19 protein-coding genes are annotated in these 17647 nt (G+C 68.1%); 10 read left to right on the top strand and 9 right to left on the bottom strand.

Annotated features, from left to right (window positions below; all coding sequences use genetic code 11):
* The first annotated feature begins 62 nt into the window (after nucleotides 1-62).
* Together ABIC35_RS05350 and ABIC35_RS05345 are read left to right on the top strand one after the other, a co-directional pair.
* Nucleotides 63-743 (top strand): squalene/phytoene synthase family protein, encoded by a 681-nt coding sequence (locus tag ABIC35_RS05350; RefSeq protein ID WP_354278333.1) that lies wholly within the window; start codon nucleotides 63-65, stop codon nucleotides 741-743.
* Between the two features lie 59 nt (nucleotides 744-802).
* A complete protein-coding gene (locus ABIC35_RS05345) occupies nucleotides 803-1294 on the top strand; it encodes an EF-hand domain-containing protein (RefSeq protein ID WP_121077324.1) in 492 nt (163 codons plus the stop codon).
* 4 nt (nucleotides 1295-1298) lie between these two features.
* On the opposite strand, the gene ABIC35_RS05340 is transcribed toward ABIC35_RS05345, so the two are convergent.
* Both ABIC35_RS05340 and purF read right to left on the bottom strand, forming a co-directional pair.
* On the bottom strand, nucleotides 1299-2009 hold the full coding sequence (locus ABIC35_RS05340) for an SDR family NAD(P)-dependent oxidoreductase (RefSeq protein WP_121077322.1): 711 nt from the start codon (nucleotides 2007-2009) through the stop codon (nucleotides 1299-1301).
* Nucleotides 2010-2013: 4 nt separating this feature from the next.
* The gene (gene purF / locus ABIC35_RS05335) at nucleotides 2014-3477 is read right to left on the bottom strand and encodes an amidophosphoribosyltransferase (protein ID WP_121077321.1); all 1464 of its coding nucleotides are present in this window, start codon (nucleotides 3475-3477) and stop codon (nucleotides 2014-2016) included.
* Between the two features lie 132 nt (nucleotides 3478-3609).
* Here purF and ABIC35_RS05330 point away from each other — a divergent pair, with 132 nt between their 5' ends.
* Nucleotides 3610-3858 (top strand): DUF7218 family protein, encoded by a 249-nt coding sequence (locus tag ABIC35_RS05330; protein WP_121077319.1) that lies wholly within the window; start codon nucleotides 3610-3612, stop codon nucleotides 3856-3858.
* A 3-nt stretch (nucleotides 3859-3861) separates the two neighbouring features.
* On the opposite strand, the gene ABIC35_RS05325 is transcribed toward ABIC35_RS05330, so the two are convergent.
* The gene (locus tag ABIC35_RS05325) at nucleotides 3862-4962 is read right to left on the bottom strand and encodes a lysozyme inhibitor LprI family protein (RefSeq protein ID WP_121077317.1); all 1101 of its coding nucleotides are present in this window, start codon (nucleotides 4960-4962) and stop codon (nucleotides 3862-3864) included.
* Between the two features lie 99 nt (nucleotides 4963-5061).
* Here ABIC35_RS05325 and hisI point away from each other — a divergent pair, with 99 nt between their 5' ends.
* From hisI to ABIC35_RS05300, 5 genes are all read left to right on the top strand, one after another.
* Nucleotides 5062-5424, top strand: coding sequence for a phosphoribosyl-AMP cyclohydrolase (gene hisI, locus ABIC35_RS05320; RefSeq protein ID WP_121077314.1), 363 nt, complete (start codon nucleotides 5062-5064; stop codon nucleotides 5422-5424).
* Complete coding sequence (locus ABIC35_RS05315) at nucleotides 5421-5918, top strand: hypothetical protein (RefSeq protein ID WP_121077312.1); 498 nt, start codon at nucleotides 5421-5423, stop codon at nucleotides 5916-5918. Before hisI ends, ABIC35_RS05315 begins: the two co-directional genes overlap by 4 nt.
* Before the next feature lie 71 nt (nucleotides 5919-5989).
* Nucleotides 5990-6358, top strand: a complete 369-nt coding sequence (locus ABIC35_RS05310) for a hypothetical protein (RefSeq protein WP_121077310.1) — start codon at nucleotides 5990-5992, stop codon at nucleotides 6356-6358.
* Between the two features lie 44 nt (nucleotides 6359-6402).
* The gene (locus ABIC35_RS05305) at nucleotides 6403-6831 is read left to right on the top strand and encodes a MerR family transcriptional regulator (RefSeq protein WP_121077308.1); all 429 of its coding nucleotides are present in this window, start codon (nucleotides 6403-6405) and stop codon (nucleotides 6829-6831) included.
* Between the two features lie 26 nt (nucleotides 6832-6857).
* Nucleotides 6858-8660: an acyl-CoA dehydrogenase C-terminal domain-containing protein gene (locus tag ABIC35_RS05300; RefSeq protein ID WP_121077306.1), complete on the top strand. Its 1803-nt coding sequence runs from the start codon at nucleotides 6858-6860 to the stop codon at nucleotides 8658-8660.
* Here ABIC35_RS05300 and ABIC35_RS05295 read toward each other — a convergent pair.
* Nucleotides 8657-9967: a cell wall hydrolase gene (locus ABIC35_RS05295; protein ID WP_354278332.1), complete on the bottom strand. Its 1311-nt coding sequence runs from the start codon at nucleotides 9965-9967 to the stop codon at nucleotides 8657-8659. The genes ABIC35_RS05300 and ABIC35_RS05295 overlap by 4 nt on opposite strands.
* Nucleotides 9968-10169: 202 nt before the next feature.
* Between ABIC35_RS05295 and ABIC35_RS05290 the strand changes: the two genes are divergently transcribed.
* Nucleotides 10170-11987: a cation:proton antiporter gene (locus tag ABIC35_RS05290; protein ID WP_121077304.1), complete on the top strand. Its 1818-nt coding sequence runs from the start codon at nucleotides 10170-10172 to the stop codon at nucleotides 11985-11987.
* A complete protein-coding gene (locus ABIC35_RS05285; protein ID WP_121077302.1) occupies nucleotides 11984-12619 on the top strand; it encodes an OmpA family protein in 636 nt (211 codons plus the stop codon). The genes ABIC35_RS05290 and ABIC35_RS05285 overlap by 4 nt, the downstream gene beginning before the upstream one ends.
* 143 nt (nucleotides 12620-12762) lie before the next feature.
* On the opposite strand, the gene cysK is transcribed toward ABIC35_RS05285, so the two are convergent.
* From cysK to ABIC35_RS05260, 5 genes are all read right to left on the bottom strand, one after another.
* Nucleotides 12763-13683, bottom strand: coding sequence for a cysteine synthase A (gene cysK, locus ABIC35_RS05280; protein ID WP_121077300.1), 921 nt, complete (start codon nucleotides 13681-13683; stop codon nucleotides 12763-12765).
* Nucleotides 13680-15002, bottom strand: a complete 1323-nt coding sequence (locus ABIC35_RS05275; RefSeq protein WP_121077298.1) for an MFS transporter — start codon at nucleotides 15000-15002, stop codon at nucleotides 13680-13682. The genes cysK and ABIC35_RS05275 overlap by 4 nt, the downstream gene beginning before the upstream one ends.
* A 65-nt stretch (nucleotides 15003-15067) precedes the next feature.
* Nucleotides 15068-16462: an MFS transporter gene (locus ABIC35_RS05270; protein ID WP_121077296.1), complete on the bottom strand. Its 1395-nt coding sequence runs from the start codon at nucleotides 16460-16462 to the stop codon at nucleotides 15068-15070.
* A gap of 224 nt (nucleotides 16463-16686) precedes the next feature.
* Nucleotides 16687-16881 carry a YdcH family protein gene (locus tag ABIC35_RS05265; protein WP_093295138.1) on the bottom strand — a complete coding sequence of 65 codons (195 nt, stop codon included), beginning with the start codon at nucleotides 16879-16881 and terminating at the stop codon, nucleotides 16687-16689.
* Nucleotides 16882-17117: 236 nt separating this feature from the next.
* The gene (locus ABIC35_RS05260) at nucleotides 17118-17642 is read right to left on the bottom strand and encodes a glycine zipper 2TM domain-containing protein (RefSeq protein ID WP_121079400.1); all 525 of its coding nucleotides are present in this window, start codon (nucleotides 17640-17642) and stop codon (nucleotides 17118-17120) included.
* Nucleotides 17643-17647: the final 5 nt, after the last annotated feature.

Raw genomic sequence — 17647 nt, 5'->3', positions numbered from 1 at the left:
AACCCCAAGGCGCGGGAGCCTTCGCTCTTCCGTCGCCGATCCTCCCGCCATAGAGGGAAGGGGTGAACGCTTCCCTAAACATGCCCCCCGAAGACCCCGAACGGGCGCTCATCCTCTCCTATGCGCCCGCCGCCGGGCAGGCTGCGCTCGCCGCGCTGCTGGCGCTGGACGAGGCGCTGGCGCAGCTGCTCCGCACCACCAGTCAGCCTGCGGTCGGCCAGCTGCGGCTCGCATGGTGGCGCGAGGCGCTGGCCAAGCTCGATACCGCGCTGCCGCCCGCCGAACCGGTGCTGCGCGGGCTCGCCGCCGAGGTACTGCCGCGCGGCGTCACCGGCGCGTCGCTGGTGCCGATCGTCCATGGCTGGGAAGTGCTGGTCGAGGAGGAGGCGCTCGATGGCCTGGCACTCGCCCGCTATGCGGCGGGGCGGGGGAGCCTGTTCGTGGCGGCGGGTACTGCGCTCGGCGCCGCGGGCGATCCGCTGGCGACTGGCGGCGAGGGCTGGGCGCTGGCCGATCTTGCCCGGCATCTCGGAGACGGCGCGGAAGCCGATGCCGCGCGCAGCCTCGCCGCGCCCAAGCTGGCCGAGGCGCTGGGCCAGCGTTGGAGCCGCAATGCCCGCGCGCTGGGGGCAATGGCACACCGGGCGCGAATGGACCTAGACCTGCCTGCCGATGCGCCGCTGCCGATCGGCGCGCCCAAGCGAGTCGTGCGGCTGCTCTGGCATCGGCTCAGCGGCTGGTAGGTCTTGGCTGCATCCCCCTGAAGGTGTAGTCTCGGCGCTCCTCGGGGGAGGATTGGGGCATGTGGCGATATGCGGTGGGCGCCGGTGCGGCGTTGTTGCTGGCGTTCGGAGGATTTCTGCTGTTCCAGCATGGGCCAGCCCGCGGGCCGCTCGCGGCGGTGCTGCAGCCCGCACCTGCCGCGGCGGGCACGACCACGCCGCTCCCCGATGCCGCGCCCGAGGCGGACGCCAAAACCCGCGAGCAGAAGCGCTTCGATCGCTATGACAAGGACCGCAACGATGCGGTCAGCCGGGACGAATATTTCGCTGCCCGCCACAAGGCTTTCGCCAAGCTCGACACCAACGGTGACGGAAGGCTGAGCTTCGAGGAATGGGCGGCCAAGTCGATCGCCAAGTTCGCCGGCGCCGATGCCGACAAGTCGGGCACGCTCACCCGCACCGAGTTCGCGACCACCGCACCGACTCGCAAGCCGGCGAGCGCCCGCTGCGCCTGCGCCAAGCCCGCCCCGGCACCAAGCCCCGCCGCCAAGGACGGGGACGACGAAAACTAGAGTTTCAGCCGACCCGCTCGAAATGGCCGCGCTCGAGCCCGCCGGCCATCAGCGCGACGATCCGTTCAGCAACGACTTCGGGGGCCTTCACCGTCGCCGGATCTTCGCCCGGGAAGGCGCGCGCGCGCATCTTGGTGCGGGTAGCACCCGGATCGACGATGCCGACCCGGACCTGGCTGACATTCTCCAGCTCATGCCCATAGCTGAGCAGCAGATTCTCGAACGCAGCCTTGGAGGCGCCGTAGACGCCCCAATAGGCGCGCGGGGTGCGCCCCACGCTGGACGTGACGCCTAGCACGCGCGCTGCCGGCGCCTTGCGAAGCATTGGATCGAATGCGGCGAGCATTGCGGCCTGTGCGCTCACGTTGAGCGTGAGAACCTTGGCGAACTCGGCGAAGTCGATGGCGTTCACCGCGCTGAGCGTGCCGAGCATCCCGGCGTTAAGTACCAGCATGTCGAGCGTCGGCCATCGCTCGCCGATCGCGTCGGCCAGCCGGCCGATCGCGTCATGCTCGGCAAGGTCGAGCGGCGCGATCGTCGCGCTGCCGCCGGCCTGGAAGATCGCGTCCTCCACTTCCTCCAGCCCGCCCGCGGTACGGGCGGTGAGGATGACGTGCGCGCCGGCGGCACCCAGCGCGATCGCCGTCGCTGCGCCGATGCCGCGGCTGGCGCCGGTGACGAGGGCGGTCTGTCCCGCCAGCGGACCCTCGCTCACCGGCTCAGCCGACCTTCTCGGCGAGCAGCGCCAGCTGGTCCGGCGGGGGCGCCAGTTCGTCCTGGTCGGTCAGCGTCGTCGGATAGTCGCCAGTGAAGCAGGCGTCGCAGTATTTCGGGTGGATATCCGCGCGGCGTGCCTCGCCCAGCGCCTTGTACAGGCCGTCGATCGAGACGAAGGCGAGGCTGTCGGCATGGATGAAGTCGGTCATCCCGCCCACGTCCATCTTCGCGGCGAGCAGCTTGGCGCGCTCGGGCGTGTCGACGCCGTAGAAGCAGCTGTGGCGCGTCGGCGGCGAGGCGATGCGCATATGCACTTCCTTCGCGCCGGCGTCGTGCATCATCTGGACGATCTTGAGGCTGGTGGTGCCGCGCACGATGGAATCGTCGATCAGCACGATGCGCTTGCCCGCGATCAGCTCGCGATTGGCATTGTGCTTCAGCTTGACGCCGAGGTGGCGGACCTTGTCGCCCGGCTGGATGAAGGTGCGGCCGACATAGTGCGAGCGGATGATGCCGAGTTCGAACGGAATGCCCGACTGCTGGGCATAGCCGATCGCCGCCGGCACGCCCGAATCGGGCACCGGCACGACGAGGTCGGCCTCGACCGGCGATTCGATCGCCAGCTGCGCGCCGATCGCCTTGCGCACCGAATAGACCGAGCGGTTGTCGCTGATCGAATCGGGGCGCGAGAAATAGACATATTCGAAGATGCACGGCCGCGGCGCCTGGGGTGCGAACGGCTTGTGGCTGGTCATCTCGCCATTGGCCTTGACGATCACCAGCTCGCCGGGTTCGACGTCGCGGACATATTGCGCGTCGCACACGTCGAGCGCGACGGTCTCCGAGGCGAACACGATCGACTCGCCCTGGCGGCCCATCACCAGCGGACGGATGCCGAGCGGGTCGCGGCAGGCGATCATGCCCTCGGGCGTCATCACGATCAGCGAATAGGCGCCTTCGACCTGCTTGAGCGCATCGATGAACCGGTCGATCAGCGTGCGGTACTGCGAGGTGGCGACGAGGTGGATGATCACCTCGGTATCCGAGGTCGACTGGAAGATCGCACCGCGGCGGACGAGATCGCGCCGCAGCCGCATCGCGTTCGAGATATTGCCGTTATGCGCCACCGCGAAGCCGCCGCTGGCCAGCTCGGCATAGAGCGGCTGGACGTTGCGGATCGCCGAGCCGCCCGTCGTGGCGTAGCGGACGTGGCCGCAGGCGGCGAGGCCGGGGAGCGAGCGGATCACGTCGTCGCGATCGAAATTGCCGGCGACGTGACCCATCGCACGATGCGTATGGAACTGATTGCCGTCCCAGCTGGTTATGCCCGCCGCCTCCTGGCCGCGGTGCTGGAGCGCGTGCAGCCCCAGCGCGACCATCGCGGCCGCGCCTTCGCTGTTGGAAACGCCGAATACGCCGCACTCTTCGCGCAGCTTGTCGTCATCGAACGGGTGTGTGGTAAGCATTGGCCCTCGGGGGGGAACGGGGACGATGGGCGGGCATATAAGCGCTTCGTCCCGCTTTGTCTCCGGTCTGTAACAGGGAAAAGGACCGTTTACCCTTTTTGCAGGTTAACCCCCTGAGAAAGGAGAGCGATCATGGCCAAGGACCACGGCACCCAGATCAAGAACGACGACCTCTACGAGAAGCTGCGCGACGAGGGCGCCTCCAAGGAGAAGGCGGCGCGCATCGCCAATGCCCAGGCGAACGGCAGCCTCGATTCGGGTGGCGGCAAGCTGGAGGACCGCAGCAAGGCCGAGCTGTACGACGAGGCCAAGGAGATCGGCATCGAGGGGCGCTCCAAGATGGACAAGGACGACCTGGTGAAGGCGATCCGAAAGCACTGAGCCTCAGTCACATTGGTGCGCGTCCGTCATCAGCTGGGACAGTGCGACGCGGGCCATCGTTGCGGCGTCTGCCGGAGCGCGGTGCAGATAGGTGGCGTAATAGGTGGTGAGGTCGCGTTCGACGCCGTCCAGATCCGGCTTGGTCACGCCCTTGCGCGCGGGCAGCGGCTTGGCCTTGCCGGGCTCGACCAGCCCCAGCCGCGCTGCGTCGATGTCTCGGTTGAAGCTGCTGTACGCCATGTAGCGGATCGTGCCTTCGCATTCCGGCCAGCTTTGGAACAGTTTGGTCTGCAGCGCACCGAGCGACGGCAGCGGGGGCAGGGTGTCGCTGCAATCATTGCGGAAGACGAAATTGTCCATCGTCGATCCGAATACCGGACCAGTGGCGTCGAGCAGCCTCGGGTGGCGGACGATCGCGGCGCAGGGCAGGGTGCGCGGCGCGCCCGCGATCCTGGGCTCGTCGACATACGGGCCGAGCACGTTGAGGAAGGTGGCGAAGTGGCGATCCGACCGGAACAGGTCGTCGATTGTCTTCACCGTGACGCCGTCTGTGCCGGGCTCGCGCAGGATGGAGTTGCCGAACGACTGGTCCGGCTTGGTCTGGAGCCCGGTGAGATAGGGCTGGAGCAGCGCGGTAATGCGGGTGCGGCTTTTCGCGCGTTCGGGCACGGACCAGTTGGCGTCGACCGGCGCTTCCGACCAGAGCTGCACCGCCTCCAGGATCGGCGCGAAGGCAGGGTCGCCGCGGCGGAGGATCGGCAGCGCGGCCGCGGGCCTCTTGGGAAGGGCCGCGATCGCCAGTTCCTGGTTGCGCAGGGCATAGCGGTCCAGCAGGCAGGCGGCGAGCGGCAATTTACAGGCGCGCATCTCCTGCAACGCAGCGCGCTGGGCGGCGAGCTGGTTGGAGGGGCCGCTGCCGAACGCGCTTTCCTTGGCGACCGCGAACAGCTGCGCCATCTCGCGATCGAGCGCGCTGAGCTTCGGGTCGGCGCAGATCGCCTTTTCCGTCGGCGTTGCGGCGGTCGAGCAGGCGAAGCTAGGGCCCGTTTGCGCCGTAACGGGAGCCGCTGCGAGGACGAGCGGGGCCAGGGCATACAGGATCACGAACTTCTCCCTTTGAACGCAGGACGCACCGCGCCCTAAACTGCTCCGCGCGGAGATGCGAGGGATGACGCTCGCCGCGAACCCGGCTACAGCGCGCCCGTGACCGACATCCGCGAAACGGGCGCCACGCTCGACCCGAAATATGATGCCAACGGCCTGATCACCGCCGTCGCCACCCATGCCACCACCGGCGAGGTGCTGATGCTCGCGCATATGAATGCCGAGGCGCTGGCGGTGACGCTGGAGACCGGCAAGGCCACCTTCTGGTCGCGCAGCCGCGGGCGGTTGTGGACCAAGGGCGAGACGTCGGGGCATTTCCTCCACGTCGTCGAGGCGCGGATCGACTGCGACCAGGATGCGCTGTGGCTGCGCGTCGAGCCGCACGGCCCCGCCTGCCACACCGGGGCGCCGAGCTGCTTCTACCGCAGGATCGAGAACGGAGCGTTGGTGCGCGACGCATGAGGCGCGCAGCGCTTGCGCTGCTGCTGGGGCTCGCCGCGTGCGGCGGGCCTGCGCCTGCGCCGCCGGCCGGCAACGCGGTCGATCTCGAGAATGCCGCGATCCAGCGCGGACTGATCCGCGATCCGAAGGACGTGAGCATCGCCGGCGCCTATGCGCGCGGGCCCGATCGGCTCTGCATCGTGCCGGCCGGCGCCGCGCACCGGATCGGCATCGTCATCGATTATGGCGAGGGCAATGGCTGCCGCGCGACCGGATCGGTGCGCCGCGACGGGGAGGGGCTGGCGCTGGTCCTCGGGCCCGACGGGGGCTGCCGCTTTACCGCGCGCTTCGACGGCGATCACCTCGCGTTGCCGGGTGCGTTGCCAAAGGCATGCGCGCAGTGGTGCACCGGGCGAGCGGCCCTTGCGGGTGCCCAGTTCGCGCGGCTGGGCGAATCGGTGCCCGAGGCGCACGCGATGCGCGATGCCGAAGGCCATGCGCTCTGCGGGGAGTAGACTAGGCGTTCGCATATGATACCCTCCCTCCAGGCTTGCGGTGCCTGACCGGCAGCCATGGGAGAGAGCCGATGCGTGTTCTGGTCCTTGCGAGCGCCGCCTGGCTGGTGGCTGCCTTCCCTGCCTCCGCCCAGATCTGGGGTGGCCCCGTACCCTCCAGCGTCGGCGGCAGCTTCGCCGGGCGCGGGATCCATGTCCCAGCGCAGCCGCGATCGGCGCGCAGCGAGATTCGCGCCGGCGAACGCAGCGGCCAGCTGACCCGCGGCGAAGCGCGTCAGCTCGGGCGCGCGGACACCGTCAACAGCAATATCGCCGAGCGGCTTTCGAGCGACGGGCTCACCGAAAGCGAGGCCGCGGAACTCGAAATCCGTGCCATCATCCTCCACGAGGATATCGTCCGTGCCCGCTTCAACGGCAATGCCAAGCCGCCGAAGAACTAGCGTGCGCACTTGACGTTCACGTAAGGGTAAACTACAAAAGCAGCATGACCGCTGCTGCCGCTCCGATCGAGGCCCTGGCGCCGATCGAACCGCGTCCCGATCGCGACGCCTTTTCCATTTCCGACCTGTGCGCCGAGTTCGGGGTCACCCCCCGCGCGCTGCGCTTCTACGAGGACGAGGGGCTGATCGCGCCCGAGCGGCGCGGCACCCAGCGCATCTACACGCATCGCGACCGCGCCCGGCTCGCCTGGATCCTGCGCGGCAAGCGGGTAGGGTTCAGCCTGGGCGAGATCAAGGAGATGATCGATCTCTACGATCTGGGCGACGGCCGGCGCGTGCAGCGCCAGGTGACGCTCGAGCGCTGCATGGACCGCATCCGCCATCTGGAAGCGCAGAAGCGCGACATCGATGCGCATATCGCCGAACTCGCGCAGTTCGTCGACCTAATCAAAAGCAAAGACAACGAACACTAAGAACAACGAGCACTGAGGAACCTGAAATGCCGCAGTTTACCCCGCCCGTGCGCGACACGCGCTTCGTCCTCGATCGGGTCATCGGGCTCGATCGCTACACCAACCTGCCGCACTTCCAGGCGGCGACCCCCGACGTGGTCGATGCGGTGCTGGAGGAGGGCGGCAAGTTCGTCGCCGAGGTCCTGTTTCCGATCAACCATAGCGGCGACCAGCAGGGCTGCACCCGCCATCCCGACGGCAGCGTGACGACGCCCGACGGCTTCAAGGAAGCGTACAAGCAGTTCGTCGAGAGCGGCTGGGGTACGCTGAGCGCGCCGGCCGAGTTCGGCGGCCAGGCGATGCCGCATGTCGTGGCGACCGCGTTCGAGGAATATATGATCGCCTCGAACATGGCCTTCGCCATGTATCCGGGCCTTACCCACGGCGCGATTGCCGCGTTGCTGGTCAAGGGTTCCGAGGAGCAGAAGGCCAAGTACGTGCCCAAGATGATCTCGGGCGAATGGGGCGGCACGATGAACCTCACCGAGCCGCAGTGCGGCACCGATCTGGGTCTCATCAAGACCAAGGCCGAGCCCAATCCGGACGGATCCTACAGCATCACCGGCACCAAGATCTTCATCTCGTCGGGCGAGCATGACCTGACCAGCAACATCATCCATCTGGTGCTCGCCAAGACCCCCGGCGCGCCGGACAGCACCAAGGGCATCTCGCTTTTCGTGGTGCCGAAGTTCCTGGTCAACGACGACGGCTCGCTCGGCGCACGCAACGGGGTGAGCTGCGGCTCGATCGAGCACAAGATGGGCATTCACGCCAACTCGACCTGCGTGATGAACTATGACGGCGCCACCGGCTGGCTGGTAGGCGAGGAGATGAAGGGTCTCGCCGCGATGTTCATCATGATGAACGCGGCGCGCCTCGGCGTCGGCCTGCAGGGCCTCGGCATCGCCGAAGTCGCGATGCAGAACGCCGTCCAATATGCCGGCGACCGGCGCCAGGGCCGTGCGCTCACCGGGCCGCAGGAGCCGGCTGAGAAGGCCGACACCCTGTTCGTCCACCCCGACGTCCGCCGCATGCTGATGGAGGCCAAGGCGCAGATCGAAGGTCTGCGTGCGCTGTGCCTGTGGGGTGCGCTCCAGGTCGACATGGAGCATGCCGCTGCGACGGAGGAAGAGCGCCAGCTCGCTGGCGACCTGATTGGGCTGCTGACCCCGGTGATCAAGGGCGTCGGCACCGATATCGGCTACAAGGTCGCGACCGACTGCCAGCAGGTCTATGGCGGCCATGGCTATATCGCCGAATGGGGCATGGAGCAGTATGTCCGCGATGCCCGCATCGCGATGATCTACGAAGGCACCAACGGCGTGCAGGCGATGGACCTGGTCGGCCGCAAGCTCGCGCTGAATGGCGGCCGTGCGGTGCAGGCCTTCTTCCGCGTCGTGAGCGAGGAAGTCGCGGCGGCCAAGGGCGATGCGAAGCTGGCGGGCTTTGCCGAGGCGCTGGAGAAGGCGCTGGGCCATCTGCAGGGTGCGACGATGTGGCTGGCGCAGAACGGGTTCAAGAACCCCAACGAAGTCGGCGCGGGCGCCTATCCCTATATGCAGCTGACCGGTCTGGTCGCGCTCGGCCTGATGTGGCTGCGCATGGCCAAGGCGGCGAGCGAGGCGCTGGCGCAGGGCGCCGAGGACGTCGCCTTCCTCGAGGCCAAGCTGGTCACCGCGCGCTTCTACGCCGAGCGGTTCCTCCCCGATGCGAGCGGCCTGCGCCGCAAGATCGAGGCGGGCAGCGAGAGCGTGATGGCGCTCGACCCGGTGATGTTCAAGGCAGCCTAATCGCTGCTGGGGACTGAAGAGGCCGGCGTTGCGGGAGCCGCGACGCCGGCCTTGTTCTGTGCGGGCGGCGCCTTGCGGCGGACGCCGTCGAGCAGGGTAGGGCCCGCCGCTGGCGCGGGCGTTGCGACTGCCGTCGGCGTCGGCGAGGGGGACGGCTGCGGTGGGAGCGCACGGCGCATGCACTGCGCCAGCGCCGGCCGGGCGAACTGCTCGCAATTCCACAGCGCCTTGGCATATTTCGCCGTGTCGTCGCGAAGATAGCTGAAGCTCATCGCGGCTGCCTGCTCGCCGGTCGGCGGGAGCCGCGGGGGACGCTTGGCCGGATCGCTCCACGCCATGAACTTGCAATAGGGGCGCTCGCCGCACGCCTTCATTGCCAGTGCCGGGAAGCTCTCCGCCGTCACGCCCTTGGGCAGGACAATCAGGAAAACATTGGGATCGCCGGTCACCGGCGCCGGGACCGCGCTCGCCGGAATGGCGGCCATGCGGGTCGCGAGGTCGGCCGGCAGATTGCTCGCCTCGTCGGCTGGTAGCACTTCGCCGAGATGGGCAGGCGACAGCTTGGCCAGCAGCGCCACCTTGGGCTCGTCGGCGACATAGCCGCGATTGAACGCGGGCGGGGTGCCCCACCAGCCCGCCCAGCGGAAGAACAGGTGGGTGTGGAGTTCGACGATCTTGTCGAGGCTCGCGCTCCAATAGGGCACCACCCAGTCGGTATGGTAATGGGTCGCGTGGCCGACCGGGCGGAACACCGTGCCGTGCAGCGCCATCTTCGCGATCTCGCGGGCGCGGGCCCAGGCCACCGGCGTCGGCGACCAGCGGGTGAGCGCGCCGTCGCAGCTGAAGGTGAACTGGCAGCCGGTGCTGCGCTCCGATCCCTGGAACACCACGCCGCACACCGTCTTGGGGAAGGCGGGGTGGCGAACGCGGTTGAGGATCACCTGCGCCACCGCACGCTCGCCCAGCGCGTCGTCTCCCGCTTCGTAGATTTCTGCGGCGGCGAGGCAGTCGACCGCGCGCGCCTGACTGTCCGCCGCCCCGACCAGATGGAAGGGGCGTGCAGCCGGGTTCGGATCGGTGGAGAAGGGGATCGCGGCGTTGAACGCGCGGGCATCCTCGGGATCCAGATCGGCGATCGCGACCGGCTCGACCGGGGGCAGCTCTTCCTTGGGCACCACTCGGTTGGCCAGCGCGACCGGCGGCACGCGGCGGGCGCGATGCGGCATCCTGGGCGCGTCGAGCACCAGCAGCGCCGGCACCACCAAGGCGGCGAGCGCGACGATGCCGAGAACGAGGCGGAGCCACAAAGGAGGAGAAGCAGTGGGAAGGGCAGGCGTCACAGGCGGTTGCGATGTTCCGAAATCAGGGTGGCCGCCTGTATCCCAAAGCGCCTGAACTGGGAACAACACAGTTCCGATCGCCAGCGAAACGGAACCGATGCCGCAGTGCAACCGTATTGAGGGCGGGGCGCGCAACGTGGTTGCGCATAAAAGAAGGTCTGTTCTCCGAATGCATCAACCCGCGCTCGTCATCGCGCTGATCGGTGCGCTTGGCATCGGTGCCCAATGGATTGCCTGGCGCACCGGCTGGCCCGCCATCGCCCTGATGCTGGTCGCGGGGGTGCTCGCGGGGCCCGTTGCTGGCTTGATCGAGCCGCACGCGGTGTTCGGCGAGTTGCTCGAGCCGATCGTCTCGATCGCCGTCGCGCTGATCCTGTTCGAAGGCGGGCTGAGCCTCAACTTCCGCGAGCTGCGGCGCACCGACGGCGCGGTAACCCGGCTGGTGCTGCTGGGCGTCCCTATCGGATGGGGGCTGGGCACGCTGGCGCTCTACTATGCCGCCGGGCTGGTATGGCCCGTCGCGACGCTGTTCGCCGGCATCCTTGTCGTCACCGGACCTACTGTTGTGCTGCCGCTGCTCCGCCAGAGCAACGTCGCGCAGCGGCCTCGGGCGATCCTGAAGTGGGAAGCGATCGTCAACGATCCGATCGGTGCGCTGTGCGGACTGGTGACCTACGAATATCTCCGCCGCTCGGGCGACGGCGGAACGCTGCTCAGCGTGCTGGGCTCGTTGCTCGCCGCGAGCATCGTTGCCGGGCTGATCGGCTATGTCGTCGCCAAGGCGATCGGCTGGGCCTTCCAGCGCGGACATGTGCCTGAGTATCTGAAAGCGCCGGTGCTGCTGGTCGCGGTGATCGGCGTGTTCGTCGGCTCCAACCTAATCCAGCAGGAAACCGGGCTGATTACCGTGACGGTGATGGGCGTGGCGCTCGCCAACATGAAGCTGGATTCGCTGCGCGACATCCACCCGTTCAAGGAGAACGTCACCGTCCTCCTGATCTCGGGCGTGTTCGTGCTGCTCTCGGCCTCGCTCGATTTCGAGGTGCTGCGGCACTTCGAGTGGCGCTTCCTCGCCTTCCTCGCCGCGCTCTTGTTCCTCGTGCGGCCGATCACCGTGCTGCTGAGCCTCGCCTTCACCAAAGTGCCGTGGAACGAGCGGCTGCTGGTCGCCTGGATCGCGCCGCGCGGTATCGTCGCGGTGGCGATCTCCGGCCTGTTCGCGCTGCGCCTCGACAAGCTGGGGTATAGCGACGGGTCGATCCTGGTGACCCTGTCTTTTGCCGTGGTGGTGGCGACGATCCTCGCGCACGGCTTCTCGATCGGCCCGGTCGCGCGGCTGCTCAAGGTGACCGGCGCCACTGAACGCGGGCTGCTGATCGTCGGCGGCACGCCCTGGAGTCTTGCGCTCGCCGACCAGCTCCGCCAGCTCGAAATCCCGGTGACGATCTGCGACACTAGCTGGCAGCGGCTGCGGGCGGCGCGCTCGGCGGGCATCGCCACCTATCATGGCGAGATCCTCGCCGAGGCGACCGAGGATCGGCTGGACATGTCGCAGTTCCAGGTGCTCGCCGCGACCAGCGACAACGAAGCCTATAACGCGCTGGTCTGCAACGAATTCGCCCATGAGATGGGCCGCGACAATGTCTATCAGCTCGGCAGCGGCGGCGATGACGAGGATGCGCGGGCGCTGCCGGAGTCGCTGCGCGGGCGCGCGCTGTTCACCAGCGGGCACGGCGTCGACGAGATCGTCGAGCGCGAGCAGGGCGGCTGGACCTTCCGCAAGACCCGCCTGACCGAGCAGTTCGACTTCGACGCCGCCAAGGCCGACCTGCCCGACGCGGCCGACATGCTGCTGCTGGTGCGCAAGGGCGGGCTGCTCCGCTTTTTCTCGCACGCCAGCCGGCCAACGCCGCAGCCCGGCGACACGATCATCTCGTACGTGCCCCCCATGCCGGCGGCGCGACGACTGCAGGAGGAGGTTGCATGACCAGATGGGCGATGCTGGGGGTGGCAGTGGCCCTTGCGGGCTGCAATGCGCGGGAGCCCGCGCGCGACAACGCGGCGGCCGAGAACAAGAGCATCCTCGCCGAAGAGGACGGACTGGCGAACAACAGCGCCGCGGAGGCACCCAAGTCGATCCTCCGGCCCGAGGTGGTGCCGGACGAGCCCGAGAAGCCCGAGCTGAAGCCGCTGGATCTCGTGGTGCCCTTCGGCGGGTCGGGGCTGAAGCTGGACGATGCCGGCAGGAAACTGCTCGACGAGATGCTGGGTAACGCGACCCTGGCCGCAGGCGGCCCGATCACGATCGGCGGCCACAGCGACACGCGCGGCAACGATCGGGACAACCTGGTTTCGTCGCGCAAGCGGGCCGAAGCGGTGCGCGACTATCTGCTGTCGAAAGGCGTGCCGGCCGAGCGGATGACGGTGATCGCGTTCGGCGAAACCCGCGCGCTGGTGCCCAATGCCAAGGCGGACGGCAGCGACGATCCGGAGGGTCGGGCGAAAAACCGGCGAGTGGAGGTGCAGGTCGCGCTCCCGGCAATCGCGGAGCCGGCAGAGGCCACGTCAAGCAACGGGTCGGCGGAGCCTGCCGAAGTTGATCATAAGGCCGAGAATTAGTCAGTAACTAGCTGTCATCCCGGCGACAGCCGGGATCCATCGCCTTCACCGCTACGGCTCTTGCCGCAACCGAATGGCGAATGGATCCCGGCTTTCGCCGCGATGACGGTGGAGGGGCAGCGCCCTCCACATTTGATCAGACCTTAGCTCTCCGGCAGGAAGTCCGGCACGCTAAGATAGCGCTCGCCGGTGTCGTAGTTGAAGCCGAGGACGCGGACGCCGTCGGGCAGGTCGGGCAGTTTCTGCAGGATCGCCGCCAGCGTGCCGCCCGAGGAGATGCCGACCAGCATGCCCTCTTCGGCGGCCGAGCGGCGCGCCATGTCCTTGGCCACGGCGGCGTCGACCTTGATCACGCCGTCGATCGCGTCGGTGTGCAGGTTCTTGGGCACGAAGCCCGCGCCGATGCCCTGGATCGGGTGCGGACCGGGCTGGCCGCCCGAGATTACCGGCGACAGTTCCGGCTCGACCGCGAACACCTTGAGGTTCGACCATTCCTTCTTCAGCGCCTCGGCGACGCCGGTGATGTGGCCGCCGGTGCCGACGCCGGTGATGATCACGTCGATCGGCGTGTCGCGGAAATCGTTGAGGATTTCCTGTGCGGTGGTACGCACATGTACGTCGATGTTCGCACTATTTTCGAACTGCTGCGGCATCCAGGCGCCGGGCGTGCTCTCGACGATTTCGAGTGCCCGCTCGATCGCGCCCTTCATGCCCTTTTCGCGCGGGGTGAGGTCGAAGCTCGCCCCATAGGCCAGCATCAGCCGGCGGCGTTCGAGCGACATGCTCTCCGGCATCACCAGGATCAGCTTGTAGCCCTTCACCGCCGCGACCATCGCCAGACCGACGCCGGTATTGCCGCTGGTCGGCTCGACGATCGTGCCGCCGGGCTTGAGACTGCCGTCCTTCTCGGCCGCCTCGACCATCGCCAGTGCGATACGGTCCTTGATCGAGCCGCCCGGGTTCGAGCGCTCGGACTTGATCCACACCTCGGCACCGGGGAACAGCTTGTTGATACGGACGTGCGGCGTGTTGCCGATCGTCTCGAGGATCGAATGGGCCTTCATGTCGTCATCTCCTTGGGAGGAACTTCGAGGGTGGCCGGAGGATCGAAGGTTCGAGCCCGCTTGAGCTCAGGGAATAGCTTCGACCACAGCAGCGTGACAAGGATCGCGCCGATGCCGCCGCCGATCACCGCGGCGACCGGCCCGATCAGCGCGGCGAGGAAGCCGCTTTCGGCTTCGCCCAGCTCGTTGGAGCCGGAAATGAACAGGGTGGAGACCGCACCGACGCGGCCGCGCATCTCGTCCGGCGTGTAGAGCTGGATCAGCGACTGGCGCACGTATACCGACACCATGTCAGCCGCACCGAGCACGAACAGCGCGGCCAGCGAGACCAGCACGGCAGGCGACAGATCGGTGCCCACAGCCTTGGGGCCGAGCACGGGCACCAGCAGCGGGGCTGCCGCGCCGAACACCACCGTCGCCACGCCGAACAGTGCGACCGCGACCAGCATCTTCACGCCCACATTGGTCTTGAGCGGGCGCCACGAGAAGAACAGGGCCGTCACCACCGCACCCAACGCAGGGGCGGCGCGAAGGTGCCCGAGACCCTCGGACCCCACCTGGAGGATGTCGCGGGCATAGACCGGCAGCATCGCCGTCGCGCCGCCGAGCAGCACCGCGAACAGGTCGAGCGAAATCGCGCCGAGCACCAGCCGGTTGCGGCGGACATAATGGAGCCCGTCGACCATCTGCGACCAGGGGCTGCCGGTGAACTTGCGGTTGGCGACCGGCACCGGGCCGATCAGGAACAGCATCAGCAGCGAGACGAGAAACAGCCCGCCCGACACGGCATAGGCCAGCCACGAGGCGGCGGCGTAGAGGTATCCGCCCATCGCCGGGCCGATCACGGTGCCGCTCTGCCAGGCGAGCGAGCTGAGCGCGATGGCGGTCGGCAGCACGGCCTTGGGCACGAGATTGGGTGCCAGCGCGCCCAGCGCCGGGCTGGCAAAGGCGCGGGCGACGCCGAGCAGCGCCGCGATGCTGAACAGGGCGGGCAGGGTGATCGTCTGCTGCCAGGTCAGCCAGGCGAGGCTGAGCGCGCAGAACGCTTCCAGCGCGACGGCGGCGCGGGCGATCCAGCGCCGGTCGATCCGGTCGGCCACCCAGCCGGCGAACAGCGACAGGAACAACAGCGGCAGGAACTGCGCCACGCCGATCATGCCGAGCTGGAAGGCCGCTTCCTTGATGCTCATCGTCCGGCGGGCGATGTCGTAGACCTGCCAGCCGATCACGATCACCATCGCCATCTGCCCCAGCGTTGCGGCGAGGCGGGCGACGAAATAGGCGCGGAAATTGCCGATGGCGAACGGATGCGGTGACATGGTCTCGCTCTTGGCGCGGTGCCCGGCCCTGCGCAATGCTTCCCTAGGTTGGGGGGACTAAAGCTTTATCCCATCTGCGCGGGCTGGGCCTGGTCGGCCTCGACCTTGGCCGGGTTGCGGACCGACGGGCGCAGGCGGGCGAGGCTACAGATTCCGGCGATCAGCGCCAGGCCCGCGGCGACGAGCGCGGGCGTCATGCCCGCACCTACGCCCATCGCCAGCAGGGCGGCGACCAATGTCGCGCCGGTGGTTTGCCCGACCATCCGCGTCGTCGAGATCAGACCGCCCGCCGCCGCCGCGCGCTCGACCGGGGCCGAGCCGATGATCAGCCGCGCGTTGGGCGAGAGGAACATGCCGAAGCCCGCGCCGGTCAGCGACATCCGCCAGGCAATGTCGAAATAGCTCGGGTCGTGCGGCAGGAAGGCGAGGGCGATCAGCCCCGCAATGGCGATGGCCATGCCGATCCCGCCCAGCGCGCCGGCCGGATATTTGTCGGAGAGGGTGCCGGCGAGCGGCGCGACGAACATCGTGGTTAGCGGCCAAGGGGCGATCACGGCGCCCACTTCGGAGGGCGCGAAGCCATAGCCGTGCTGGAGGCGGAAGGGCAGCGAGAGCAGCAGGCTCATCGTCGCGACGAAGGCGGTGAACGCGCCGATGGTGGAGAGCGCCAGCACCGGCCGGGCGAGCAGGTCCACCGGCAGGATCGGCTCGGCCTCGCCCTGTTCGCGGCGCACGAAGATCACGCCGATCGCCACGCCAGCGAGCACCACCGCGGCGGAGACCACCGGGCTGTCGCCATGCACGCCGCTTTCTGCGCCGCCGATCACCAGCCCGAACATCGCCGCGCACAGCACCGCGCCGAGCACGTCGAACGGCGCCTTGGAGCGCGGAATGTCGGGCAACGAGCGGCCGAGCAACAGGCTGGCGATCGCGAAGGGTACGGCCGAGGCGAACACCCAAGGCCAGGGTCCGATCGCGAGCACCAGGCCGCCCAGCGTCGGCGCGATCGCGGCCGAGACCGAGACCACCACCGAATTGACCCCCAGCCCGCGCCCGAGCTGCTTGGCGGGGTAGATCTGCCGCACCAGCGCCGAGGAGACGCTGAGCGCCGCGGCCGCACCCGCCGCCTGCGCCGCACGAACGATCAGCAGGAAAGGCAGGCTCTTGGCAAAGAAGCACAGGATCGTCGCCACGGTGAAGACGATCTGGCCGATCTGGTAGAGCCGCTTGAGCCCGATCCGATTGCCCAGCCCCGAAAAGGGCAGGAGCAGCATCACCAGCACCAGCTGGTACACTGTCACGACCGCCACGGCGGCCGAGGAGTCGACGTGCAGGTCGTGCGCGATGGTGGGGAGCGCCACGGTGGCGATGGCGCCGTCGATCACCACCAGCGCCGTGCCGAACGACACGGCGGCGATAGCGGTAAGGCGGCGGGGCATGGGGAGGCCGTCGGTTTTCATCGCCAGCTTAGTGCATCAGCGCGCGCTCGGTTCCCAGCCCGGAACAACAGGGCCAAACCATGGTTTAGTCGAAAGCGAAACGACGTTTTCAGGAGATTGAAATGGGCAAGGGCATCCTATTGTGGCTGTTGGGGATTCCGCTTCCCATCATCATCCTGCTGCTGATCTTCTGGCATTGAGGATACAGGGTCCGGCGGCGATCGCCGGACCCAACCCGCCGTCGCTCAGCGGCGGCTCGGCACCAGCGCGAGCCGCGCGGCCGGTCCCGGCAGATGCAGGTGCAGCCGGTCCTTGACCGCAAGCTTGTGCTTCTTGAGCTGCGCCAGGCGGAAGGCGTCCGGCAAGCGGCGCCGCAATTCGCTGCGGATCTCGCGTTCGAGCATCCGGTGGGTGGCGATCAGGCGTTCAACAATCGTCATCGTTATGGCTCCAAATCGATGATTGCATCGATCGAGCGGCCCGATGGGAGGGTGGTGCGAGGGAGTGGGAGAACACCGCCGATCCTGCACCGAGCATGCTCGATGCGGTCCGACATCACGGGGCTTCAGGTGAAGCCGCCGCCAGAGGGGCCCGGTCCCGCAGGTTCAATTTAGGCATCGCGATCCGGAGGACAAGGGGCTTCGCGACGAAGTGTGCGAAGCCCCGAGCACGCGCCTCAGCGGCAGCGCACGTCCTGGTTGTTCATCTGGTTGTTGCGATCGACCGAATTGCCGATCGCGCCGCCCGCAATCGCTCCCAGCAGCGTGCCGACGGTGCTCGAATGGCGGCCGGAAATGACGTTGCCGAACAAGCCGCCAGCCGCTGCGCCGACGATCAGGCCGGTGGTGCCGTCCGGACGCTTGCAATAATAGCGACCGTCATCGCCGCGATAGACGCGGTCGTTGCTGGTCAGCACGCGTTCGCTGTCGCCGGGGCGATAGTAACGCGAAGGCTCATAATCGCCTTCATCGCGCGCATCGATACGCGGCGGCGGGGGCGGCGCATGCGCCAGCCAGTCGCTGTAATTTGCGTAGCGTTCGGATGCCTGCTGGAACTGCCGGTATTCACGATCGAACCGCTCGCGCGCCGCCTCGAAGCGGGCGCGCTCCTGATCCGGCGAGGCATATTGCTGCGCCGAGGCCGGCGCTGCGACCGAGAGGCCGGCGGTCGCGAGCGCGACCAAGGCCAGGACATGCTTCATGCGAG

The organism is Sphingomonas trueperi, from assembly GCF_040545965.1.
Lineage (GTDB): Bacteria > Pseudomonadota > Alphaproteobacteria > Sphingomonadales > Sphingomonadaceae > Sphingomonas > Sphingomonas trueperi_C.
This window is presented reverse-complemented; position numbering and strand designations above follow the sequence as displayed.